A 22,447-nucleotide genomic window follows, 5' to 3' on the forward strand; every position below is an offset into this window, starting at 1 on the left:
GTGGAGTGCGGGTGGGTGTTGCGCGAAGCCGTCGTCGCCTCGCCAGTGGTGCTGGCTGATCTCGGTCACCCGGCGCGCAGTGGTTCGAGGTCGGCGGCCGGGTAGCAGGTCTGTGCGGCCGGGCTATGTTTGCCGTCCATGCCGTCCATGCCGTCCATGCCGTCCATGCCGTCCATGCCGTCCATGCCGTCCATGCCGTCCCGGCGACAGTGTGAGCGCCGAAAGCCGGTGCGAATGGGCGATTCTCCGCACATCAGATGCGGTCGTCGGGCAAGCTGGTATGCGCTGTGGTCCTGAGAACGAGGATCTGTTCGAAGTGTTCGCAGCCGTTGCCGAGTTCTATGAAACCGTCTGTCCGGAACTGATTTTGGCGAGAGGGTACCGCGGAATTGGCTGAGACTTGGAGCGTGTTCGAGTCTTGTGGGTTGGCGTGGCCGGTGACGGTCGAACGTGGTGGGGTGGGAGATCGCATCCTGCCGCCGTGTGTGGTGCGGTGAGGGTGCCCGGCCTGTCGTTCGCGGCGCTCGACGTGGAGACCGCGAACTCGGCGCGGGGGAGTGTCTGTGCTATCGGAGTTTCCGTCGTATGGGAGGGGCGTCGGGTTGGTAGTCACTCGTGGTTGTGTCGGCCGCCAGGGGCCGTGGACTTCTTTGCGCGGCACAACGTTCGTGTGCACGGGATTTCGGCTTCTATGGTGGCCGGGCAACCGGCGTTCGGAGAGGTGTGGCCCGAGGTGGTGCGGGTGGTCGGCGGGTTGCCGGTCGTGGCGCACAATGCCGGGTTCGACAGCGGGGCGGTGCGAGAAGCGTGTGGGCACAGTGGGATCGGCGAGCCGGGGTGGGACTTCCGCTGTAGCTTGGCGATCGCGCGGCGGCATCTGGATTTGGAGAGCTATCGGCTGCCGGATGTCGCGGGAGCGCTGGGGGTCGAGTTGATCGCGCATCATGACGCGGGGGCGGATGCCGCGGCGGCGGCGGATATCGTGGTGGCGTTGGCGGCGCGGGCGGGGGTGGACAGTCTCGCGGAGCTCGAGCGGTTGGGGGAGGTGCGGCCGTACCGGCGGGCGAGCAAGGGTACGGGGCGGCGTCGGCGGCGCTCCGGGTTCCCGCGTGCGGAATTGGTGATGCCGGAGGTTCGTGGTGGGGATCCGGGGCACCCGCTGTTCGGACAGGTGGTCGTGTTCACCGGGGAGTTGGCGGCCATGAGTCGGCAGGAGGCGTGGGATGCGATCGCCGCCTGCGGGGCCACCCCGGCGCGGAATGTCACCCGGCGGACCACCTGCCTGGTGATCGGGGACGGGTTCGAAGGGGTGGAGCCCGCGGCATTCAGCACGGTCAAGGCACGGCGGGTCGCGGAGTTGCGGGCGAAGGGATTTCAGGTCGAGGTGATGGATGAGCGTGGCCTCCTCGCCTGTCTCGATCTGGAGCGACACACGGTCGAGCCGGGCGCGAAACGGATCGCGGTGATCTCGTAGCAGGATGGGGTGATCATGGAATACGACGACGATGCATTTCGCGAGTACGTGGCCGAGCGGCTTGCCGCACTTCCCCAGGCGCGGGCGGTGACGCTCGGCGGATCGCGTGCGCAGGGCACGCACTCGCCGGACAGCGACTGGGACTTCGGCGTCTACTATCGCGGCGCGTTCGATCCTGACGATCTGCGGGCGATCGGCTGGGAAGGCGAGGTATTCGATGTCGGCGCATGGGGTGCTGGTGTTTTCAACGGCGGTGCGTGGCTGATCGTCGACGGCCGACACGTCGACGTGCTCTACCGCGACCTCGACGTCGTCGAACGCGAACTGGAGGAGTCCCGGGCGGGGCGATTCCATTGGGAACCGCTGATGTTCCACCTCGCGGGGATCCCGAGCTATCTCGTCGTGGCGGAACTGGCGGTGAACGAAGTCCTTCGCGGAAGCCTGCCCCGGCCGGAGTTTCCTGCGGCACTGCGGGAGTCGGCACCGAAGCAATGGCGAGAACGAGCGAATCTCACGATGATGTACGCCAAGAACGCCTACGTGACGCGCGGCCGGGTGACCGAGGTCGCGGGCGCACTGGCGACGGCCGCGATGTACACCGCGCACGCCGTACTCGCCGCCCGTGGCGAATGGGTGCTCAACGAGAAGCGGATGCTCACCGATGCGGGTCTGCGGGACATCGATCACATTATCGCGGAACTAGGTCCGGATTCGGGTTCCCTGGCTCGTGGGGTCGCTTCGGCAGAACAGCTCTTCGCCGAGAAGTAGCCGCCGGCTGGAGTAGGTAATGATGCCAACTCGCGAACGTCCTCGCGGACCCGAGGTGCCTGGAGGCGTCGGGTTATAGAGCGGAGAGGTTCCGCTACCGAGATGAGCCGGTTCGGCGAATCGTGTCTTGGACCTCCGGGGTGTAATACCGGGGTTCGAGGTATATGTCGTACTTGAGCAGGCAATGCCCGTTCGCGAGACGGGCCTCCACGTCCGCGACCAGGCCACTGCGGCCCACTCCCATCGAGATCACCTGTTGATAGTCGGTCTCGCCCTGGCTGTTCCGGTCCCATCGGTCGATGTCTTCGACACGGATACCCCATCGGGTGACATCGGTGCGGAGTTCGGCGAGGCATTCTTGCGGAGTGTCGAAGGATTGCCAGAAGACGATCCCCTCGTACGGGGTGTCCGCGCTCGTCGACAGGAACATGATGGTGCTGGTCTGGACCGTCTCGGTGCGTTCCGGACCGAGGAGTTCGAGGGTGATCAGGGGCTTGTCCGCGCCTCCGATGATCGGACCCCGGTCCTGGCCATCCAATCCAACTGCGGCCTTGGTGAGTTCGTGGTTGCGCAGGTCGAAGCGAGCGTGCCGGGAGTCTTCGATCTCGGCGATACCCGCGTCGGTGAGTTGTGAGAATTCTGAGGTGCTCGGCACGGGCTTCTCCTCGCTGGACGGTGCGGCGCATCCGACGGCTACCAGCAGCATTACGGTGATGGGCAGCGCCCTGACGATGGTCGAAAGGGGATTCATCGCCGGTAGTCCCACTGTGAAGCAAACTGTTTCATGATGTCGTCCCATCGGTTGCTCAGGCGCTGCTCGTCCATTCGGGTGGCGAAGTCGGAGGCGATGATGGCTCTTGCCCGTGTGGGATCTTCGGACAGCATTCGTTGGTACGCCGGGAGTGTGTCCTGCTCGATCAGAGCCCAGCGTTGGTCGCCGTAGGAGATGTTGCCCTCCGGGAAGGGCGTTACGATCTCGCCGGGTATCGGGCCGGGTGCATCGACAATCTTGGGGAACTCCTCCGGGAAGGAGTGAGCCCCGGGTATCGACGGGGCACCCACCGTGGTCATTCCCCAAGTGACAAGTCCCCCGGTGTTCGGGCGTTCACGCATCGCGTCGTAGTCATCGTCGATGATCTGCCATTGTTCGCGCCACAGCAGGTCTTTGTTCCCGGCGGCGATCAGTGCGGAATCGTTGCGCGTGTAACCGTCGTGGATCTGCTGCCAAGCACCGGCAGCCCTGTCATCGATCAGGCGCGCCCTGTACATGCGGTCGATCTCCGCAGTGCCGCCGGTCAGGTATGCCTCGTGCATGGCGGCTTGGTCGTTGAAGATCTCCTTCTGCATTCCCAGCAACGCGGTCTCGTAGTAGCGGATCTCCTCTGCGGTGAGACCCGGACCCTGCTCCGTTCCCAGCATCGGCGGCAAACCACCGATCAAGACCGGCAGCGGTGACCGCCCCTCGAGGCTGGTCAGTTCCTGCATCATGTCCAGGTCGAAGAACCCGCCCGCGAACGACGGTCCGATCATGTTCGCCATTCCCGCCCACTGGAGTTCGGGCCGGTCCAGGAACAGGCGGCCGTAGTACTCGTAGACCTTGACGATGGTGTCCTTGTTCGCCTCCGCGCCGAGTTCGGGGCGCCAGTCGGCAGGGTCGATCCCGGCTTGCTCCAATGCTTCTCGTTGCCAGTAGCCTCGCAGGAACGAGCTGTAGAACTTCGTGGCCGGATCGAGTTTTCCGGAATCGACGGCCGCGTCGAGTAGCGCCTTGGCCGCATCGGGATGGTGGTCGACCCACTCGCGGAACTGTGGATCGTCGATCAGCGCTTGGACTTCCGCCGCCGACATCTGGGCCGTCGAGGCGGGCGGGACGTATTCGCGCCCCGTCGCGGCGTCCTCTCGGAGCGCTCTGACTTCGTCCATCTTCGCGTCGAGTGCCATCGCGACGGACCGGTCGACATCCGTCAACTGGCGGAGAGCGCCCGAGATCCAGGCGATGTGGTTTGCCCGCAGGTCTTCGCTCTTGTCCTGCGGTGTCGGTCCGACCTGCCAGTCGTCTCCCACCGTGAAACCGTCGGCGATGGCCGCGTCCACGGTTCCGATCGCATGATCGCGCACCGATCGCAGGCTGGCGGCCGCGCTGCGCAGGGCGTCCACTACATCGCGGACGGCGGTCACGATCCGCATGCCCATCCGGTACTCGCGCTGGATCCGCTCGTACGCCGCGGAACCCGCCTCCCCGGTCCACCCGCCCGAGGCGATCTGATCGGCCTCCCGCCACGCCGCGTCCAGCGTCTGCATCATGTGGTCCGCACCCGTGGCGAGGATCGTCGCCCGTTCCGTCAGTGATTCCGGCCGCCAGCTGCGGACCGCGCTCACCGTGTAGGTCATCGGCGGCCCATTCTCGCCAGTTGTTCGGCCCAGAACCGGTCGGTCACCTGGTAGGTGTCGTTCGCGCCTCGGGTCAGCTTCGCCAGATCGTCGAAGTGGTACGCCAGTTCCAGGTACGCCTCGTATACGTCGGTGCCCATGTCGGCCACGGCTTTCTCGGCGAGGGACTGCGGCAGTTCGGCTTCGAGGTCGGCTATTCCTTCGCGGGGGACGGTCTTGACAGCGCGTGACGTCTCCAGCCACGCCTTTTCCAGGCGGTGCAGCAGTTCGATGTCGACGTACACGGCGGTATCTCCCAGGTAGCAAATCCTCGGCAGACTCTAGCGCAGTGTGGTGGAGCGATAGCTGAGTGTCATCACTATCGACGCTGGTGAGGCGGTTTCGGTTCCGGCTGGGCGGGGATTCGCGGGGGTGGCCGATAAGCTCCTACCCGTGACCGACGAGAAGCTGCTGCAGGGACCCATCCACGCCGTTCATGTCGAGCTCGGCGCTACCTTCGCCCCGTTCGGGGGGTGGGAGATGCCGGTTTCCTATGCGGGGACGGTGGGGGAGCACACTGCGGTGCGGACCGCGGTGGGACTGTTCGATGTGAGTCATCTGGGGAAGGCGACCGTCACGGGGGAGGGGGCGGCGGCGTTCGTGAATTCGGCGCTGAGCAATGATCTCGGGCGGATCCGGCCGGGAAAGGCGCAGTACACGCTGTGCTGTACGGCCGAGGGCGGGGTGATCGACGATCTGATCGCCTACTTCGTGTCGGATGACGAGATCTTCCTGGTGCCGAACGCGGCGAATACGGCGGCGGTGGTGGCCGAGTTGGCGAAGGCCGCGCCCGCGGGGATCACGGTGACCGATGAGCACCGGGGATACGCGGTGTTCGCGGTGCAGGGGCCGAAGTCGGCGGAGGTGCTGGCATCGCTCGGGTTGCCGACCGATATGGAGTACATGGCCTACACCGATGCCGAGTGGGAGGGGCGGCCGGTCCGGGTGTGCCGCACCGGGTACACGGGCGAGCACGGGTACGAGCTGCTGCCGCGATGGGCGGATTCCGAGCCGCTGTTCCGCGCGCTCGTCGAGCGGGTGCGGGCCGCCGGTGGGCAGCCCGCGGGGCTCGGCGCCCGCGACACGTTGCGCACCGAGATGGGGTATCCGCTGCACGGACACGAGCTGTCGCTGGAGATCTCGCCGGTGCAGGCTCGTGCCGGGTGGGCGGTCGGGTGGAAGAAGCCGGAATTCTGGGGCAAGGCCGCGCTGGAACAGGAGAAGGCCGATGGGCCGCGACGAGTTCTGTTGGGGCTGAAGGCACTCGATCGCGGTGTGCTGCGGCAGGGACAGGCCGTGATGCGCGGCGACGAGCGAGTGGGGGAGACCACCTCCGGCACGTTCTCTCCGACGCTCAAGATCGGCATCGCGCTCGCACTGCTCGACACCGCCGCGGGACTCGCGGAGGGCGACGAGGTGGAGGTCGACGTGCGCGGGCGTCGGCTGCGGTGCGAGGTGGTGCGGCCGCCGTTCGTTCAGGCGAAAACCGCCTGAACGGTTACCGAAATCCGGTTGTCGCGCCGCGCCTGTCGCGGCCAGACTCGTGCTCATGTCGCGAGTGGACGAAGTGTGTGACGGGCGGTTGGCGTGGGCGACGGTGGATCTTGTCGTCATCGAGGACTCGTGTGCGCAGCCATTGCGAATGGCGCTCGAGGAGTTCGGGATTCAGGTCAACTACCTGACCATCGGGCAGGCCCGGCATCTGGTGGCAGCGCTCGGGGGCGAGCGTCCGGTCGCGCCCTATGTGGTGCTCTGCTGCCACGGGATCGACGGGGCGATTCTGCTGCCGGAGCTCGGCGGTGAGATCGCCGCCGCGCAGCCGTTCGACCGGCTCGGGCCGGAGGAGGTGCGCGCGCATTTCCGGTTGGCGGGCAGCACGGTGCTGTCGCTCGGCTGCGATACCGGGGACAAGGAGCTCGCGCGAGCGTTCCTGGACAGCGGGGCCGCGGCCTATATCGCCCCGGTCGACGCCCCGTACGGGCACGCCAGCCTGTTCGCGGCGCTGTACCTGTTCTACGAGCTCACCCAGGAACGCCCGCTCGACGCGGCCGTCGCCAAGCTGCGGGCGCACGATGGGGAGCTGGCCATGTGGGAGTTTTTCCGAGGCGGCACCGGCGGCTCCGGAGCGGCGAATTAAACTCCCGGTCATGACTGTTGCCGCGCACTTCTCTCGCACCTCGCACCCGGCTCCCACCCCGGTGGAGCGGCGACAGGAGATTCTCGCGGCGCCCGGGTTCGGGCGGTACTTCACCGATCACATGGTGTCGCTGGACTACGTCGACGGGGAATGGGTGAACGGGCGGGTGCAGCCGTACGCGCCGCTGTCCATGGACCCCTCGACCATGGTGTTCCACTACGGGCAGGCCATCTTCGAGGGGTTGAAGGCGTACCGGCAGTCCGACGGGAGCATCGCGACCTTCCGGGTGGACGCCAACGCGCAGCGATTCCAGCGCTCGGCGCGGCGGATGGCCATGGCCGAGCTGCCGGAGGAGCTGTTCATCGAGTCGATTCGGCAGCTGCTCGAGGTGGACGGTGAATGGGTGCCGCCCGCCGGGGGTGAGGAGTCGCTGTACCTGCGGCCGTTCATGTTCGCCACCGAGGTCGGGTTGGGGGTCAAGCCCGCGGCGGGCTACAAGTACCTGTTGCTCGGGTCGCCCGCGGGTGCGTACTTCGCGGGTGGGCTGCAGCCGGTGCGGGTGTGGCTGTCGACCGAATTCGTGCGCGCCGCCCCCGGCGGCACCGGTGAGGCCAAGGTGGCGGGCAACTACGCCGCCTCGCTGCTGGCGCAGCAGGAGGCCGCGGCCAAGGGCTGCGATCAGGTGGTCTGGCTGGACGCCTGCGAGCGCAGCTACGTCGAGGAGATGGGCACCAACAACCTGTTCTTCGTCTTCGGCACCGGCTCCGACGCTCGCCTGGTCACGCCGGAACTGTCCGGTTCACTGCTACCGGGCATCACCCGCGATTCGCTCATCACCCTGGCCGCCGACGCGGGCTACCGGGTGGAGGAGCGCAAGGTCTCCGTGGACGAGTGGCGCACCGGCGTCGAATCCGGGGAGATCACCGAGGTGTTCGGTTGCGGCACCGCCGCCGTGGTCATCCCGGTCGGTTCGGTCGCCTCCGCCGAGGGCGAATTCACCATCGGCGACGGCGAGCCCGGCGAGGTCACCATGGCGTTGCGCGACACCCTCACCGGCATCCAGCGCGGCACCTTCGCCGACCGCCACGGCTGGCTCCGCAAACTCGCCTGAACGTCTGATCAGGGGGAAATGGTGGCGGTATCGGCCGAGTAGCCGCCGCCACCAGTTCCCCCTCGCGGTCAGCCGGGCATGAACATGCGCCACTGCTCCAGTGTCTGCGGGCGCATGACGTAGTTGCTGTCGCGGACCGCGGAGAGGGCGGCGCTCGGCTCCTGGGAGTACCAGTGGCCGGGGTACACCACCGGGTCGCCCTTCAGCCCGGCCAGGTAGCGCAGGCTGTGGAACATGGCGTCGGAGTCGCCGCCGGGGAAATCGGTGCGGCCGCAGCCGTCGACGAACAGGGTGTCGCCCGCGATGAGACGGTCGTCGAACAGGAAGCACTGGCTGCCCGGGGTGTGGCCGGGCGTATGCAGCAGTTCGATCTCCAAGCCGCCGATCGCGACCTTGTCGCCGTGCTCGTGGCCGGTCAGCTCACTGGGCGCGATATCGGTGACCTGCGCGACCCAGGGCAGCTCCTCCTTGTTGACGTGCACCGGCACGTCCACGTGCTCCAGCAGTTCCTTCACGCCGCGCAGGGTGAAGCCGAGCATGGTGCCGCCGACGTGGTCGGGGTGGTGATGGGTGGCGAGCACCCCGCTCAGCCGCATGCCGTCACCCTCGGCGATCCCCACCAGTTCGTTCGCCGCATAGGCCGGATCGACGACCACGCACTCGCCGCTGTCGCGGTCGCCGATGAGATACGCGAAATTGCGCATCTGCGTGGCGATCGGATCGCCCACGGCCCAATCGCGGCCGGAGAGCAGCTGGCGGAAGTACACACGGTCGGATCCCATACCGGACACCCTATTGGGCGGGTGGGAGCGCCGCCCATGCACGCCTACGTATTCAGCACCCGACGCAGGGCGGTCGCGAAAGCCTCGGGTTCTCCGGTCTGGCCGTATTCGCCGCCCAGGAATCCGCTGTGATTGCTCGGGAAGGCCACCATATCGGTGCCGAGGCGCTGGGCGACGGCCTCGCCGGCCCGCCGGGCGAGCTGACCCTCGGATTCGGCCCCGCCCGCCAGCACAATGCGGGTCGGGGCCGCGCGCAGGGCGTCGAAATCGTGCTCGTAGTAGGCCAGGGTGGCGAGGTTCTGCGCGAACATCACGTCATCGCGGGTGCCGTCGTCCTCGGCGGGCATGCCCAGCTCGGCGGGGTCGGGGGTGGGCCACTCGGCGAAATCGGCGGGCACCTCGCCTTGGTGGCTGATCAGGCTGAGGAACTTCGCCATGGCCGGGCCGAAGCCGTGCTCGGCGTAGACGCGGCACACCTCGGAGGTGGCCGCCAAGGCGTGCTCGCGGTCCGGGAGCGCCTGCGCGGCGGGCGGCTCGTGCGCCACCAGCGTGCGCACCTGTTCCGGATGCTTCGCGACCAGGGCGAGAGCGTTCACCGCGCCGCCGCTGCTGGCGAACAGGTCCACCGGGCCGCGATCCAGGGCGGCGATGAGCCGGTGCAGGTCGTCGGCGTGCTGGTCCGGGGTGGATTCGCGGGCGTCGTCGGTGCGGGTGCTGCGCTCCACGCCGCGCGGGTCGTAGGTGACCACCGTGTGATCGGGGAAATATCCGGCCAGGGTGCCGAAACCGGCCGCGCCCATGGGGCATCCGATCATCAGCAGGACGGGACCGGCACCGGTCTCGGCGTCGCGGATGTCGTAGGTGAGGATGGCGCCCGGAACCTCGAGGGTGTGTGTCTTCGGCTCGGCCATGGTTCGCTCCTTCACAGAGGTGTGCTGTGTAGACGGGTTGGCGGTGCGAAAATCATCGGCCGGTCGGGCACTGTTCGGGAGGCGCGTCGCGCGACAGCCCGCGCGACCGCTCCGGTCTCGTGGGCGGTCGGTGGCTCAGGTCGCCGGGATCGGTCGAGGTGCCGTGCCGGTGGGTACCTCGGAGGCCGCGCGGGCATCGGCGACGGCTCGAAGCCAGTTGGCGAAGAACACCTCCGCGTCGGCGGTCCAGTCGGCCACCACGTCGGAGTAACGGCCCGGCAGCGGGAAGCCGTCGAGCAGAGCCGGGTCGAAGGTGGTGCGGAGGCGGACGGCCAGGTCGAGCAGGGCCTGTTCGGTCTCGTGCGGGAAGTATCGCGCCGGGATGCCGGGGAAGGGGCGAATCGGGTCGGACAGCCAGCGGCGCAGGTCGCGGCGGTGCTCGCGGGCCATGGTGTCGGGCAGGTACTCGGGGTGGCCCTGGAGGAAGAGGTGGCGCAGACCGTCGGGGGCGGTGGCGAGGTGCCATTCGGCTTCCTCGGAGTCGAGCAGGATGTCGACGCCCGCCGCCCGGAGATCGGCGGAAGTCATTGCGTTCCAGCGGGAATGTGGGACGCGCACGGGTGTGGCGAGACCTTCGACCAGTGCGGTGCCCGGGTGCGCTCCCGGCTGCACGCCGCCCACCCGGTCCAGGGCCGCGCTGTGCACCCAGTGGTCGAACGCGCCGTGCGCGCGGTACGGCAGGCGATGCCGCTCCAGCCCGTACAGCAGATGCAGTGCGGCATGGGCGGATTGGCAGGAGAACAGGAGCGAGGCCGCGCCCGAGCAGTCGCGCAGGATGCGGTCGACGACCGCGAGGCTGGGCTCGGCGGCGATGCTCGCGGCCTTGGGCTCGCTGCCGCTGATGATGAGGGCGTCCATGGCGGCCAGCGCGGGCCAATCGACATCGGTGCTCGCACGGAGCGGGTCGATGCCGAAAAACGCGACCGTCACCTCGGATTCGGTCGTCTGCCAGGGGGAGGCTGCGGAATGTTCGGTGGCCGGTGCGGGCTCGGTCGCGAACGAACCGGCCGATGCGCGTACAACGGCCGCCCGGCCAGTCGCCTCGGACCGGATTCCCGGCGGGCGGCCATCCGGGGGACGGGTTGTCGAGGACCCGTCCGACGAGCGTCCGGTCGCCGATCGTCCGGACGCGACGCTCGCCGACGGGCCACCGGTCGCGGCACCGAAACCCGTTGTCCGCCAGCCCAGCCGCGCCGCGCCCGCGGCCACTGCGGCGGCAAAGACTCTGCGAGTCATACTCTCCGGCCGCAGCGACATCAGATCCACGATTCCGATTCGCACGGCTGCACCGCCCGACCGCGGTGCGTCCGATGACGCAAACACTTGTTCAATCCTTCGGAACGGGCGCGATCGGCCGATCGCGTAGAGCACGTACAGAGCAGTGATCGGACGGGAAATGTCCGCGCAGACAGGTGCCCCGCGCACCGATCACGCGATCAGTGTGCGGGGCTCAGGCGTCCGACAGGGAACCGGCAGGTGTCAGCGAAGAATTGCTTCGATTTCCGCCGCGGCCTCCGGACCGTAGGCCGCGCGCAGGCGCTTCACGGCCACGTCGTGGTCCAGAGTCCATTCCTGGGTGCCCACGGTTTCCAGAATGTGCACGGCGATAAGGGATCCCAGCTGTGCGGAGCGCTCCAGGCTCAGGCCCGCGGTGTGTCCGGTGAGGAAGCCCGCGCGGAAGCCGTCGCCGACGCCGGTGGGGTCGACCTTCGAATTGTCCGGCACCACATCGACATGCAGTTCGGTGCCGTCCTTGTCGACCACCAGCGCACCCTTCACGCCGAGCGTGGTGACCCGGATGCCGACCCGCTCGCCGATCTCCGCGGCGGACAGGCCGGTCTTCTGCAACAGCAGGCCCCACTCGTACTCGTTGGTGAAAAGGTATGCGGCGCCGTCGATCAGGCGCAGCGCCTGCTCGCCGTCCAGGCGGGCCAGCTGTTGGGAGGGGTCGGCGGCGAAGGGGATATCGGCGGCGCGGGCCTGCTCGGTGTGCAGCAGCATGGCGTCGGGATCGTTCGCGCCGACCAGCACCAGGTCGATGGGATGGGTGCGGGCCAGTTCGCCGATGGAGATCTCGCGGGCCTCGCTCATCGCGCCCGGGTAGAACGAGGCGATCTGCGCCATGGCCTCATCGGTGGTGCAGACGAAGCGCGCGGTGTGCGCCTCGGTGGAGACCCGCACGGCCGAGCAGTCGACGCCATTGGATTCCAGCCACTGCCGGTAATCGGCGAAGTCGGAGCCGACCGCGCCGACCAGCAGCGGATTGCGGCCCAGCAGGCCCATCGCGTAAGCGATATTGCCCGCGACACCGCCGCGGCGAATGACCAGATCGTCGACCAGGAAGCTCAGTGAAACATGTTGCAGCTGATCGGCCAGCAGCACATCGGAGAACTTGCCCGGGAATCGCATGAGGTGATCGGTCGCGATGGAGGCGGACACGGCGATGGTCACGTGCGGAATCCTTCGGTGTCGTGCGCTGTGTTCATTGCCAGGCGAGGGCACACCTGCATGCGGGACGACAGACGCGGGGGTGGTGGGATCGGCGGCCGATGGTCGGACGCCTTCCAAAACTACACTGTCCGAGACGGACGACTCCACCCCCGAGCGGGGGATCGGCGTGCCGATCCGGGGCCGGGAGCTACGGGTTCGGTCGCGGCTGGACATGCGTCAGCGCGGAACCCCGTATTCGGAGTTCCGCGCTGACGGCGCGACTCAGTTGAAGCTGTCGCCGCAGGCGCAGGAGCCCGTGGCGTTCGGGTTGTCGATGGTGAAACCCTGCTTCTCGATGGTGTCGACGAAATCGATCGCCGCGCCCTGCACGTAGGGGGCGCTCATGCGGTCGACCACCAGGTTCACGCCGCCGAACTCGACGGCCAGGTCGCCGTCGAGGCTGCGGTCGTCGAAGAAGAGCTGGTAGCGCAGGCCGGCGCAGCCACCGGGCTGCACGGCGATCCGCAGCGCGAGGTCGTCGCGACCCTCCTGGTCCAGCAGTGCCTTCGCCTTCGAGGCGGCGGCATCGGTCAGCGTCACCCCGTGGGTGGTGGTCTCGTTCTGCACAGTCATGAACTCTCCTAGGGCACCGTGTTCAACCGTGAACTGTGCACGGCTCAAAGGCTGTCAACGCCGCTTCCCCGGCGGCTATTCCTCATCCTACGCGGGACCCGGCGACTCATCGGCCCTACCCACCCGGACATCCAACGGTGCGGGCGGCGCGAGCCCTCGAGCTGGGCGGTAGGCGTCGACCACGGTCGTGACCGGGCGCAATGTCGGTAAATCCGGCTACCGCCGACGACGTTCCCGGCCCGTCGGGGCGTGGTTTCGTGTGGTCGACGACACCGGAAACGGACCACCTTTTCCGGACGAACGCCGGATCGAATAGCCTGGTCGGCGTGAAGTTCCTGCGCCGCGGCGAGTCCAGTACCACCGACGACACCACCTCCGCTTCGTCGAACGGCGATTCGGCGACGGCCGCCGAGCCGAACGTCACGCTCGGCAAGGGTCGGCCCACCCCCAAGCGGCGGGATGCCGAGGCGCGTCGGCGTGGTCCCGTGGCGCCCGCGCCCATGACCGCCAAGGAGGCGCGCGCCCGGCGCAAGGCCAATCGCGGCTCCAGGGCGGATCGCAAGGTCGCGGCCGCCCAGCGGCGGGCCGACAATGCGGACCGGCGGGCGCGCATGCTCGCGGGTGAGGAGCAGTTCCTGCTGCCGCGCGACCGCGGCCCCGTCAAGGGGTATGTGCGCGATGTGGTCGACGCGCGGCGCAATCTGCTGGGGCTGTTCATGCCGCTGGCGCTGGTGCTGATTCTGACCATGTTCCTGTCGCCGGTGCTGCAGGCGTACGTCACGCTGGCCATGCTGGTCATGATGGTGTTCATGATCGCCGAGGGCTTCTTGCTGGGGCGGATCGTGAACAAGCGGGTGCGGGAACGCTTCCCGGACGCCACCGATTCCAGCTTCTCGCTGGGCTGGTACGCGTTCGTGCGCGCCTCGCAGCTGCGCAAGATGCGGGCACCGAAGCCGCGGGTGCAGCCGGGCGCGAGCGTATAGCCAGGGGGATCGACGCGGACGGCCCCGCTCCGGGCATCGGCTCGGAGCGGGGCCGCGTGCTGTCTGGCCGGAGCTATCCGTGCTCGCGGATGGTGCTGATGGCATTCAGCTCGGCCAGCGCCCGCTGGGTGTCGCGATCGACGATGTCGTAGGAACCGGCCCGCCGCGAACCGGATTCGCGGTGGAAGGGCACGGCCTGCCCGGCGGCGGCGAACAGTGTGAACAGGCGGCGCAACCGGGCGAGTGCCGCGGCTGTAGTGCGGTGCTCGGTGGTGGTGGTGATGGCGGTCATGGCTTATGCCTCCTGCTCGTCGGAAGTCTCGATGCCGGCTGCCATCGCCGCGCCGGTGAGCATTGCCAGGGCGGTCATAACGGTCCCGGCTGCGAGTATTGCGGTGACTGCGTGCATGGCAGTAAGTTTTCCCTCGCGGGCTTTCTGCCAACAGTGGCAGTTCTGACATTGTTCGTAAAGATTCGGCCAGATAGGCTGGGGCTATGTTGTCCAAGGTCGCCGTGGTGCTCAACGAGCGCCTCGCCATGTTCGAATTCGGCGTCGTCTGCGAGGTTTTCGGACTGGACCGCACGATGGACGGGTTGCCCGCCTTCGACTTCCGTGTCTGCGGACTCGAACCCGGGAAGCCGCTGGGCAGCAGCACCCCCGGCATCACGATCACGCCCGAATACGGACTGGACGAACTGCGGAACGCGGATCTCGTTGCCATACCGGCGTTTCCGTTCGTCGTGCTGGGGCAGACCGATCCACAGGTCATCTCCGCTGTGCGGGACGCCGCCGAGAACGGGGCCACCATCCTCACCGTCTGCTCCGGGGCCTTCCTCGCCGGAGAAGCCGGACTGCTCGACAACCGCAAATGCACCACCCACTGGAAGTACGTCGGTGAACTCGCGCAGCGGTATCCGAAGGCGACCGTCGACCCGGATGTGCTGTTCGTGGACGAGGGGGATCTGATCACCAGTGCCGGCACCGCCGCCGGGATCGACGCCTGCCTGCATCTGGTGCGACGCGAACTGGGCAGCGCGGCGGCCAATGCCATCGCGCGGCGCATGGTGGTGCCGCCGCAGCGCGACGGCGGACAGCGTCAGTTCATCGAACGTCCGGTGCCCGAATGCACCTCGGACAGCCTCAGCGACACCCTGCACTGGATGAACGAGCACCTCGAACTGCCGCACACCGTGGAATCACTGGCCGCTCGTTCCGCCATGTCCACCCGCACCTTCGCGCGCCGGTTCGCCGCCGAGACCGGGACCACGCCGGTGAAATGGCTGACGGGACAGCGGATTCTGCTGGCCAAGCAGCTGCTGGAGGACACCGAACTGGATCTGGAATCCGTCGCGCATCGGTGCGGATTCGGGTCCGGGGCATTGCTGCGCCACCACTTCCAACGGCTCGTCGGCATCGCGCCCACCGAATATCGCAGGCGCTTCGGAGTCAACCCCGGTGAGGTAGGGGTGTAGGTCCGCGGCGGGGGGTGTCGCCGGTCACCGAATCCGGTTACTGTGCGGGAGATGAGCATCGAATTTCTGCTGACGACGCTCGTCATCGTCGCAACGCCCGGAACCGGCGTGCTGTTCACGCTCGCGGCCGGGCTCGCCCGGGGGACGCGGGCCAGTGTGATCGCCGCGTTCGGCTGCACGCTCGGCATCGTGCCGCACATGATCGCCGCCGTGACCGGTGTGGCCGCGGTGCTGAACACCAGCGCCGTGGCGTTTCAGACGCTGAAATACCTCGGCGTCGCGTATCTGCTGTACATGGCGTGGATGACCTTCCGTGACAAGGGGGCGCTGACCGTGCCCGAACAGTCGGGTGCGGCCCCGGGCGCGGGGCGGGTGATCGTCGCGGCCGTGCTGGCGAATGTGCTGAATCCCAAGTTGACCATCTTCTTCTTCGCGTTCCTGCCGCAGTTCGTGCCCGCCGGGACGGCGAATGCCGTGCCGCGCATGCTCGAGTTGAGCGGCGTGTTCATGCTCGCGACCTTCCTGGTGTTCGCGGTGTACGGAGTGGCCGCGGCGGCGGTGCGGGATCACATCATCACGCGGCCCGCCGTGGTGATGTGGATGCGGCGGGTGTTCGGGGCGTCGTTCGTGGCGCTCGCGGGGCGGCTGGCCGTGCAGAACCAGTGAGCGGACGAGCCGGTTGGACGCGCCCGCCGGACACTCAGGTCCGGACGGGGGCACCGGGTGCCGGGTTCGTGGTCGGCGGCAGCACTCGGGTGGGGCCTCGCCGGCGGGGCTGCACCGGTGCGACAAGGCAGGCCGCCACTATGTGAGGCAGGGCGACGGAACCCTCGGGCGCGCAACGACCCGGCCGCCACCCGGGCTCACCGGCTTCGGGCTGGTGTCCGCGTGGGTTGGGGAGCGTCGTATGACGCGGTGGTTGATACCGTGCTGACGTGTCGCACACTGCTCACTCAACCGATCGGCCGCTCCGCACGCTGGTGCTCGGCGGGGCGCGGTCCGGAAAATCGGCGTTCGCGGAACAACTGGTGGCCGCGGGGCCGGTGCGGTACATCGCCACCGCCGTGGTCGATCCGGCGGATACCGACTTCGCCGAGCGGATCGCGGCGCATCGGGCGCGGCGTCCCGCGGACTGGACGGTCGTGGAGGGTGACCCGATCGCGGGGCTGGGGCAGTCCGCCCCCGCGACCCTGATCGACGACCTCGGCACCTGGCTCACCGCCCGCCTCGACGCGCGCAAGGCGTGGGAGCTGCCGCGCGGGACCGTGGGGCCGGATCTCGACGCCCTCGTCGCCGCAGTGGCCGACTATCCGGAACGGCTCGTGATCGTGAGCCCCGAGGTCGGCTTGGGCGTCATTCCCGCCACCCGGTCCGGGCGGTTGTTCCGGGATGAGATCGGCACGCTCAATCAGCGCCTCGCGGCGGTGTGCGATGAGGTGTACCTGCTCGTCGCCGGACAGGCGGTGCGGGTCAAGCCGGGCGTGGGGGATGTTGTGAACAGCGGTCTGACCAACGCGGCGCGGACGGGGGAGAAGACCGGCGGGGCGCCTGTGGCAGCGGTCCCCGCGTCGCACATCGTCGGTGTGGGAGCCTCCACACAGGAGACGGCGGGAGTTGAAGCCGCGCAATACGAGTCGAGCGAGCGTGCTGTTCCCAGCGCGTCGGGTGGAACTCGTTCCGCGGCCGCCGAGGGCAGTGCGGCGTCGACCGTGGACGGTGGGTCCGGGACCGCTGCCGCGGACGATGTGGCTGTCGGTCGGACCGGAGGCAATGCCACCGAACGAGCGGGAGCGGCAGTCGCTTCGGTGCCCGTCGGGGATGCGATGACAGGTGGCGGGAGCGGCGCGGCCGCATTCGAAGTCGACCGCTCGGATACGACGGTGGATCAGGGAGCCGCTGGAATCGCCGGGGGCGCAATCGCTTCCGCTGGCGGCGAGGGTGCGCGGGTCGGGCTGTCGAAAGGTGGCGCGGTGGCGGTGGAGTTCGGCCCGGTGGCGGCTCCGGATGCGGCGACGCGCGCGGCCGCGGAGGAACGGCAGCGGCAGCTGACCAAACCGGCGGGGGCGCTGGGGCGGTTGGAGGCGTTGGCGAACTGGGTGGCGGCATGCCAGGGGGTGTGTCCGCCCAGGCAGTTCGAGCGGGCGCGCGTCGTGGTGTTCGCGGGGGATCACGGGGTGGCGCGGCACGGGGTGTCGGCCTATCCGAGTGCGGTGACCGCGCAGATGGTCGCCAACTTCCTGCACGGCGGCGCGGCCGTGAATGTGCTGGCGTGCTTGGCCGATGCCAGCGTGCGCGTGGTGGATATGGCGGTGGAAGGCGATACCGCCGCGGAGATCTCCACCTTCAAGGTGCGGCGCTCCAGCGGGTCCATCGACCGTGAGGACGCCCTCACCGAGGACGAGACCCGTACCGCGCTGCACGCCGGAGCGGCCCTCGCCGACGAGGAAATCGATTCCGGCGCAGACCTTCTCATCGCCGGAGATATGGGCATCGGCAACACCACCCCGGCGACCGTGCTCATCGCCGCCGTCACCGACACCGAACCGGTGGTGGCGGTCGGCCGCGGCACCGGCATCGACGACGCGGGCTGGATGCGCAAGACCGCCGCGGTGCGTGACGCCATGTGGCGGGCGCGCCCGGTGGTCAAGGATCCGCGAGCCCTGCTGCGGGTCGCGGGCGGCGCGGATTTCGCCGCCATGGCCGGATTCCTGGCCCGCGCCGCCGCCCGCCGCACCCCGGTGATCCTCGACGGCGTCGTGGTCACCGCCGCCGCCCTGATCGCCGAACAGCTCGCCCCCGGGGCCAGCGCCTGGTGGGTGGCGGGTCACCGCTCCAGCGAACCCGCCCACCGAATCGCCCTCGACCGGCTCCGCCTGGAACCCCTCGTCGACCTGAGCATGCGCCTGGGCGAGGGCTCCGGCGCGCTCACCGCGCTCCCGGTCCTGCGCGCGGCCGTGGCGACCCTCGGCGAGATGGCCACCTTCGCCGAAGCCGGGGTGAGCACGGCCGATTCGTCGGACGGTGGTGCGAGCGGGCCCGATCCAGTGGAAACGGGTGTGAGCGCAGGCAATTCGACAGCAGCAGGCGGGAGCGGAACCGCTTCGCCGGTGGCCGGGGTGGGTGCCGCCGACTCGTCGGAAGCCAGTGCGTAAGAGGCGGCCATCACGAGGGTGCCGCCCACCGAGCCGGTACCCCGGACCCACCTACTCGTGCAATGCGGACGAGGCCACGGCCGCCGATATCCGGGCCCACTTCGCATGGCACCACCCTGCGTGCGCGACGGAGTCCGCCCGCCACGGCCATCCTCATCGCGAGGGGGACCTGGTGGCGCTGGCCAATCGCACGATGCCGCCACAGAATCCCCCTGATCGTTCGTCCACCGGTGGCGATGCCCGAAGGGCGAGGAGCGGGCGCGTCGGGGTACGGATTCGGGGTGCCCTTGTCCAGGCGCGCAGCGTGGTGCGGGAACTCTCACGCCGGAGGGGGCGGTGAAGGGGCTCGCTTTGGCGGTGTCGTGGCTGACGGTGCTGCCGGTGCGGGGGCCGGAGCGGGTGGACCGGCGTGTTGCGGCGGGTGCGATCGCGTGGGCGCCCGTGGTGGGGGTGCTGCTGGGCACGGGGGCGGTCGCGGTGATGTGGGTGCTCGGGGTCGCGGGAGCCTCGCCGCTGCTGGCCGGGTTGGCCGGGGTGGCCGCGTTGGCGTTGGGGACGCGGGGGATGCATATCGACGGGCTCGCGGACACCATGGACGGGCTCGGGAGCTACGGTCCGCCGGAGCGGGCGCGGGAGATCATGAAGAGTGGCGGGGCGGGGCCGTTCGGGGTGGCGGCGCTGGTGTTCGTCATTGGGATACAGGCGGTTTCGTTCGCGGCATTGGTGGACGCGCAGCGGTGGTCGGCCGTGGTGGTCGCGGTGGCGGTGGGGCGGATAGCGGTGGTTCTCGCCTGCCGCGACGGAATCGACGCCGCGCCGGGGGCCGGATTCGGGGCGTTGGTCGCGGGCACACAGGCGCGTGTGACCGGATTCGCCTGGGCCGCGGTCGCTCTGGTGGTAGCGGTGTTCGCCACCGACGCGTGGTGGCTGGGGCCGATCGCCGTGGGAGCCGCGCTGGTGACGGCGGCGGTCCTCGTCCGCCACGCCGTTCGCCGGTTCGGCGGGCTCAACGGCGACGTGCTCGGCGCGGCGGTGGAGGTGGCGACGACGGTCGCTGTCGCGGTGTCGAGTCTCGCGGTCTGACCGGACCGTCCGCGCCGCGGGGATTGGACGCCGGTGCGGACCGGTGGGTCCGTGATGGTGGATAGCGTGCCGCATGGGTATCGGGCCGCGCCGGTGGCGAGCACATAGGCCCACCGGGCGGTCGGTGTGGGCCGCCGCCGTCCTGGTCGGATCACCGCTCATGGCGGGTGCGGGGCGGTCGCCGTGGCGCTGGCGGTCGTGCCCGTTCCGGTGCGCCGTACGGTTCGCTGGCTTCGGTGGACTCGACGGGACCTGTCCGTGAGGTCCGTGGAACTTGCGGAGACCGTCGCGGTCCTGATGTACCTGGCAGGTCCCGAAATTCGGTTGCGTCGGCCGTTCGACGTTCTCTACGGTTGCCCGCATGACATGTCACTGCGCCCCCTACTTCATCCGTATGCGCTACGGCCGGGCTCTGGCCCGCTAGCGGACGCGGATTCTTCTCTCGGCGTCCGCAGGCGCGCCCAGGGCCCTTCGAGACTCATTCGACTCGAGGACCCGAAAGGGCAAACGCTGTGGCGCAAGATTTTGCACACCGAAACTACTCGCATACCCAGCGCAAGGTCACCGGCGGCAGCGGTGCTCGCACGCCTCGCGACCATGCCAGGCGCACCCTCTCCCAGAACTTCCTGGTGAATCGCGACGCCGTCCAACTCATGGTGGCGGTGGCCGAACCGACCGGGCTGGTGCTCGAACCCGGAGCGGGCGAGGGCGTGCTCACCACGGAACTGGCCCGTCGCGGCGCCCGGGTGACCGCATACGAGATCGACCCGCTACTGGCGATGAAACTCTCCGCCCGAACCCGGCGCGAGAACGGAATACGCGTCGTCCGAGGTGATTTCACCAAGGCGAAGGCTCCGCGTGAACCGTTCGCCGTGGTCGGCAACATCCCGTACTCGGTGACCGCCAAGATCGTCGACTGGTGCCTGACCGCACCCGCGCTGACCTCGGCGACCCTGCTCACCCAGCGGGAGTACGCGCGCAAGCGCACCGGCGACTACGGCCGCTGGAGCCTGGTGACGGCCGAAACGTGGCCGTGGTTCACCTGGGAACTGCGCGGCCAGGTGGACCGGACCAGCTTTCGGCCCGTCCCATCGGTCGACTCGGCGATCCTGCGGATCGTCCGCCGCCCGGAACCGCTCGTGCGGGACCGGAGTTCCTACCTGGAACTCGTCCGGACCGGATTCTCCGGCCTCGGCGGCTCGGTCCGCGCCTCGCTGCGCGCTCGCTACCGGGGCGTGGACGAAGCGCTGGCCGTCGCGGGCATCGACCGCGACACCGTGGTGGCCTACGTCCACCCCGACCAATGGGTGACCCTGCACCAGCAGCTCACCGCCTGACCCGGCCCGGTGCCGCCCACCCGCGGCGGCACCGGGCCCCTTGCCACCCGCCTCCCCACCCCGGAAAATGGATCGCATCCAGCCGTTTTCACAAACCGACGGTTCATCCGTTAAAGTTTTCGAGCAACACCGGTCCGGGTGGCGGAATGGCAGACGCGCTAGCTTGAGGTGCTAGTGCCCGTATTAGGGCGTGGGGGTTCAAGTCCCCCTCCGGACACAAGCCCACCTCAAATCCTTTGTTCTGAAGGGTTTGCGCGATCGCGTCGGCGTACTGTGCTGCCGATACGATCGGCCCGTCGGCGGGTCCGCAAGCGGTACCAGCCACGTGGGCGTACAGCGGGCGAATGACTCTGTGCTCGCGGATGGGTCAGTCCCAAGGATCCCACGGATCCGGCACAACGATGTGAGTCGCGGCCGGGTCGTCGTGCGCGTAGACCGCATCGGCTCGTTCGCCGAGCAGCCCGCGCAGTACGGTGTCGAGCAATTCCAGATGCTGCTGTCGCAGAGTCTCGACGGGGACCTGCATACGGTCACAGCTGTCGAGAACCGCTGCCGCGACACCGACGTCTTCCATCGCATTCACCAACCCGCCGGCTTCCATATACCCGGAGAAGGGCGTCGCGATCGCATGATATGACTGGGCCGTTTGGTGCAGAAATGTCAATCGGACGCGTTGGCGGCTGTCGTTGGAACTGAACCGGGGGGTAGGCAGCCCGAGGTCCACACCGAACAGTCTCTCGAGATCGGCGAGAAAGGCCAGACGGGACTTCGAGCGTACGACCGCGTCGGGGGACCACCCCACATACGCGTCTTCGGCTTCCATGCCCGTCTTCCGCTCGAGCTTGGAGTACTCTGCTACGGCATCCAGATACGCGCCCAGGAGAATGGAGCGGTCATAGCTGGCCGGAGAGGTGTCGGTCACGTGGCAAGTTTGCCCGGCCGAGCCGGGCGGCGCGAGTTTGCGCGGTGAAGGGGAGCCCTGTGCTCGCATTCCTGCTCGCTTGCTTGTGTAGGGTGCGGCCCGGTGCCCACCGAGGGGGCTCGTTCATCGTCGGGCGTTCGCCGCTGGCGAGTTCTCGGGTAGGTGACGGCCGTAGCCGCGCTGAGTTCCTTGCTCGGCGAAGACTTCCAGCGTGGCGAGGACGTCCGTATTCACCGAACGGACACGAAAGTACCGGTAGACGAACCAGGCCGCCGCGAGCAGTTGGATCACGGTCGGGGAAATCCCGGTTCGGCCGCCGATACCGATGGCCGCGATCATCGCGAAAATGAACGCGCCGATCAGGTACAGCCGGGCTCCGGTCAGGTCTCGTCGGCGTCGGACGCGCTCTGCGGTGATGATTCGATGCCATCGACGTATCTCGTCGTCGGTGTGTAGGTCCGGTAGTTCGCGAGCGTGCACGGCATCGAAGAATGCGCGCATCGTCCGGCGGCCGCCGTAGCGACCGCGCACCACGGCGGTGACGGCGCTGAATGTCGCACCGATCAGCAGCGCGGCGACCACAGCGAAGAGCCACGGAGTGAACACCGCGTAGAGGGTCCACACCGCGACGGTGAAGGTGAGGGTGAGGACCCAGGTCGGCGCGTAGTGCAGGTCACGCAGCCACGCCCTCGCCCGTACGCTGACGGACGTTTCCAGTGACTCCACGAACTCAGATTAGCAATCTATTGGCAATCTGCATG

23 protein-coding genes and 1 tRNA gene are annotated in these 22,447 nt (G+C 68.6%); 12 read left to right on the forward strand and 12 right to left on the reverse strand.

Going from position 1 to position 22,447, the window contains the following annotated elements; translation table 11 throughout:
- Positions 1 to 65: 65 nt before the first annotated feature.
- A complete protein-coding gene (locus tag QMO76_RS01080; protein WP_306359226.1) occupies positions 66 to 194 on the reverse strand; it encodes a hypothetical protein in 129 nt (42 codons plus the stop codon).
- 446 nt (positions 195 to 640) lie between these two features.
- On the opposite strand from QMO76_RS01080, the gene QMO76_RS01085 reads away from it, so the two are divergent.
- Positions 641 to 1,474 (forward strand): exonuclease domain-containing protein, encoded by an 834-nt coding sequence (locus QMO76_RS01085; RefSeq protein WP_372341865.1) that lies wholly within the window; start codon positions 641 to 643, stop codon positions 1,472 to 1,474.
- Between the two features lie 15 nt (positions 1,475 to 1,489).
- Positions 1,490 to 2,242 carry a nucleotidyltransferase domain-containing protein gene (locus QMO76_RS01090; RefSeq protein WP_306359228.1) on the forward strand — a complete coding sequence of 251 codons (753 nt, stop codon included), beginning with the start codon at positions 1,490 to 1,492 and terminating at the stop codon, positions 2,240 to 2,242.
- A gap of 94 nt (positions 2,243 to 2,336) precedes the next feature.
- Here the strand turns inward: QMO76_RS01090 and QMO76_RS01095 are convergent, their stop codons facing one another.
- The 3 genes from QMO76_RS01095 to QMO76_RS01105 are packed head-to-tail and all read right to left on the reverse strand — an operon-like array spanning position 2,337 to position 4,917.
- A complete protein-coding gene (locus QMO76_RS01095) occupies positions 2,337 to 2,993 on the reverse strand; it encodes a hypothetical protein (RefSeq protein ID WP_306359229.1) in 657 nt (218 codons plus the stop codon).
- Positions 2,990 to 4,633 carry a WXG100 family type VII secretion target gene (locus QMO76_RS01100; RefSeq protein WP_306359230.1) on the reverse strand — a complete coding sequence of 548 codons (1,644 nt, stop codon included), beginning with the start codon at positions 4,631 to 4,633 and terminating at the stop codon, positions 2,990 to 2,992. Before QMO76_RS01100 ends, QMO76_RS01095 begins: the two co-directional genes overlap by 4 nt.
- On the reverse strand, positions 4,630 to 4,917 hold the full coding sequence (locus QMO76_RS01105; RefSeq protein ID WP_306356297.1) for a hypothetical protein: 288 nt from the start codon (positions 4,915 to 4,917) through the stop codon (positions 4,630 to 4,632). Before QMO76_RS01105 ends, QMO76_RS01100 begins: the two co-directional genes overlap by 4 nt.
- A 148-nt stretch (positions 4,918 to 5,065) precedes the next feature.
- Here QMO76_RS01105 and gcvT point away from each other — a divergent pair, with 148 nt between their 5' ends.
- The 3 genes from gcvT to QMO76_RS01120 are packed head-to-tail and all read left to right on the forward strand — an operon-like array spanning position 5,066 to position 7,920.
- Positions 5,066 to 6,166 (forward strand): glycine cleavage system aminomethyltransferase GcvT, encoded by a 1,101-nt coding sequence (gene gcvT, locus QMO76_RS01110; protein WP_306359231.1) that lies wholly within the window; start codon positions 5,066 to 5,068, stop codon positions 6,164 to 6,166.
- A gap of 55 nt (positions 6,167 to 6,221) precedes the next feature.
- Positions 6,222 to 6,809: a hypothetical protein gene (locus tag QMO76_RS01115; RefSeq protein WP_306359232.1), complete on the forward strand. Its 588-nt coding sequence runs from the start codon at positions 6,222 to 6,224 to the stop codon at positions 6,807 to 6,809.
- A gap of 10 nt (positions 6,810 to 6,819) precedes the next feature.
- The gene (locus tag QMO76_RS01120; protein ID WP_306359233.1) at positions 6,820 to 7,920 is read left to right on the forward strand and encodes a branched-chain amino acid aminotransferase; all 1,101 of its coding nucleotides are present in this window, start codon (positions 6,820 to 6,822) and stop codon (positions 7,918 to 7,920) included.
- A gap of 68 nt (positions 7,921 to 7,988) precedes the next feature.
- Here the strand turns inward: QMO76_RS01120 and QMO76_RS01125 are convergent, their stop codons facing one another.
- The 5 genes from QMO76_RS01125 to QMO76_RS01145 all read right to left on the reverse strand — a co-directional run bounded on the left by QMO76_RS01125 (position 7,989) and on the right by QMO76_RS01145 (position 12,736).
- Complete coding sequence (locus QMO76_RS01125; protein ID WP_306359234.1) at positions 7,989 to 8,702, reverse strand: MBL fold metallo-hydrolase; 714 nt, start codon at positions 8,700 to 8,702, stop codon at positions 7,989 to 7,991.
- Between the two features lie 44 nt (positions 8,703 to 8,746).
- Positions 8,747 to 9,613: an alpha/beta fold hydrolase gene (locus tag QMO76_RS01130; protein ID WP_306359235.1), complete on the reverse strand. Its 867-nt coding sequence runs from the start codon at positions 9,611 to 9,613 to the stop codon at positions 8,747 to 8,749.
- Positions 9,614 to 9,748: 135 nt separating this feature from the next.
- Complete coding sequence (locus tag QMO76_RS01135; RefSeq protein WP_306359236.1) at positions 9,749 to 10,603, reverse strand: homoserine O-succinyltransferase; 855 nt, start codon at positions 10,601 to 10,603, stop codon at positions 9,749 to 9,751.
- Between the two features lie 549 nt (positions 10,604 to 11,152).
- Entirely contained in the window at positions 11,153 to 12,124 is a 972-nt protein-coding gene (locus QMO76_RS01140) for a carbohydrate kinase family protein (protein ID WP_306359237.1), read from the reverse strand.
- 261 nt (positions 12,125 to 12,385) lie between these two features.
- Positions 12,386 to 12,736: an iron-sulfur cluster assembly accessory protein gene (locus QMO76_RS01145; protein ID WP_306359238.1), complete on the reverse strand. Its 351-nt coding sequence runs from the start codon at positions 12,734 to 12,736 to the stop codon at positions 12,386 to 12,388.
- Positions 12,737 to 13,062: 326 nt separating this feature from the next.
- On the opposite strand from QMO76_RS01145, the gene QMO76_RS01150 reads away from it, so the two are divergent.
- A complete protein-coding gene (locus QMO76_RS01150; protein ID WP_306359239.1) occupies positions 13,063 to 13,719 on the forward strand; it encodes a DUF3043 domain-containing protein in 657 nt (218 codons plus the stop codon).
- Between the two features lie 73 nt (positions 13,720 to 13,792).
- Here the strand turns inward: QMO76_RS01150 and QMO76_RS01155 are convergent, their stop codons facing one another.
- Positions 13,793 to 14,011: a hypothetical protein gene (locus QMO76_RS01155; protein WP_306359240.1), complete on the reverse strand. Its 219-nt coding sequence runs from the start codon at positions 14,009 to 14,011 to the stop codon at positions 13,793 to 13,795.
- Positions 14,012 to 14,214: 203 nt separating this feature from the next.
- Between QMO76_RS01155 and QMO76_RS01160 the strand changes: the two genes are divergently transcribed.
- From QMO76_RS01160 to QMO76_RS01185, 6 genes are all read left to right on the forward strand, one after another.
- On the forward strand, positions 14,215 to 15,192 hold the full coding sequence (locus QMO76_RS01160) for a helix-turn-helix domain-containing protein (RefSeq protein ID WP_306359241.1): 978 nt from the start codon (positions 14,215 to 14,217) through the stop codon (positions 15,190 to 15,192).
- A gap of 51 nt (positions 15,193 to 15,243) precedes the next feature.
- Positions 15,244 to 15,858 carry a LysE family translocator gene (locus QMO76_RS01165; RefSeq protein WP_306359242.1) on the forward strand — a complete coding sequence of 205 codons (615 nt, stop codon included), beginning with the start codon at positions 15,244 to 15,246 and terminating at the stop codon, positions 15,856 to 15,858.
- Between the two features lie 269 nt (positions 15,859 to 16,127).
- A complete protein-coding gene (cobT, locus tag QMO76_RS01170; protein ID WP_306359243.1) occupies positions 16,128 to 18,344 on the forward strand; it encodes a nicotinate-nucleotide--dimethylbenzimidazole phosphoribosyltransferase in 2,217 nt (738 codons plus the stop codon).
- Positions 18,345 to 18,680: 336 nt separating this feature from the next.
- Positions 18,681 to 19,427, forward strand: a complete 747-nt coding sequence (locus QMO76_RS01175) for an adenosylcobinamide-GDP ribazoletransferase (RefSeq protein ID WP_306359244.1) — start codon at positions 18,681 to 18,683, stop codon at positions 19,425 to 19,427.
- Positions 19,428 to 19,939: 512 nt separating this feature from the next.
- On the forward strand, positions 19,940 to 20,764 hold the full coding sequence (gene erm / locus QMO76_RS01180) for an ErmE/ErmH/ErmO/ErmR family 23S rRNA (adenine(2058)-N(6))-methyltransferase (protein WP_306359245.1): 825 nt from the start codon (positions 19,940 to 19,942) through the stop codon (positions 20,762 to 20,764).
- 132 nt (positions 20,765 to 20,896) lie between these two features.
- A tRNA-Leu gene (locus tag QMO76_RS01185) sits at positions 20,897 to 20,981 on the forward strand.
- 150 nt (positions 20,982 to 21,131) lie between these two features.
- Here QMO76_RS01185 and QMO76_RS01190 read toward each other — a convergent pair.
- Both QMO76_RS01190 and QMO76_RS01195 read right to left on the reverse strand, forming a co-directional pair.
- Positions 21,132 to 21,686, reverse strand: coding sequence for a hypothetical protein (locus tag QMO76_RS01190; protein WP_306359246.1), 555 nt, complete (start codon positions 21,684 to 21,686; stop codon positions 21,132 to 21,134).
- A gap of 123 nt (positions 21,687 to 21,809) precedes the next feature.
- Positions 21,810 to 22,412, reverse strand: coding sequence for a hypothetical protein (locus tag QMO76_RS01195; RefSeq protein WP_306359247.1), 603 nt, complete (start codon positions 22,410 to 22,412; stop codon positions 21,810 to 21,812).
- Between the last annotated feature and the right edge of the window lie 35 nt (positions 22,413 to 22,447).

The sequence above is a fragment of the Nocardia sp. CC227C genome, assembly GCF_030767025.1.
Lineage (GTDB): Bacteria > Actinomycetota > Actinomycetes > Mycobacteriales > Mycobacteriaceae > Nocardia.

Bases quoted from the DNA above. Each gene is read 5' to 3' on its own strand.
- QMO76_RS01080 (WP_306359226.1), bottom strand. From the start codon at position 194: ATGGACGGCATGGACGGCATGGACGGCATGGACGGCATGGACGGCATG.
- QMO76_RS01090 (WP_306359228.1), top strand. From the start codon at position 1,490: ATGGAATACGACGACGATGCATTTCGCGAGTACGTGGCCGAGCGGCTT.
- QMO76_RS01095 (WP_306359229.1), bottom strand. From the start codon at position 2,993: ATGAATCCCCTTTCGACCATCGTCAGGGCGCTGCCCATCACCGTAATG.
- QMO76_RS01100 (WP_306359230.1), bottom strand. From the start codon at position 4,633: ATGACCTACACGGTGAGCGCGGTCCGCAGCTGGCGGCCGGAATCACTG.
- QMO76_RS01115 (WP_306359232.1), top strand. From the start codon at position 6,222: ATGTCGCGAGTGGACGAAGTGTGTGACGGGCGGTTGGCGTGGGCGACG.
- QMO76_RS01120 (WP_306359233.1), top strand. From the start codon at position 6,820: ATGACTGTTGCCGCGCACTTCTCTCGCACCTCGCACCCGGCTCCCACC.
- QMO76_RS01125 (WP_306359234.1), bottom strand. From the start codon at position 8,702: ATGGGATCCGACCGTGTGTACTTCCGCCAGCTGCTCTCCGGCCGCGAT.
- QMO76_RS01130 (WP_306359235.1), bottom strand. From the start codon at position 9,613: ATGGCCGAGCCGAAGACACACACCCTCGAGGTTCCGGGCGCCATCCTC.
- QMO76_RS01145 (WP_306359238.1), bottom strand. From the start codon at position 12,736: ATGACTGTGCAGAACGAGACCACCACCCACGGGGTGACGCTGACCGAT.
- QMO76_RS01155 (WP_306359240.1), bottom strand. From the start codon at position 14,011: ATGACCGCCATCACCACCACCACCGAGCACCGCACTACAGCCGCGGCA.
- QMO76_RS01160 (WP_306359241.1), top strand. From the start codon at position 14,215: ATGTTGTCCAAGGTCGCCGTGGTGCTCAACGAGCGCCTCGCCATGTTC.
- QMO76_RS01165 (WP_306359242.1), top strand. From the start codon at position 15,244: ATGAGCATCGAATTTCTGCTGACGACGCTCGTCATCGTCGCAACGCCC.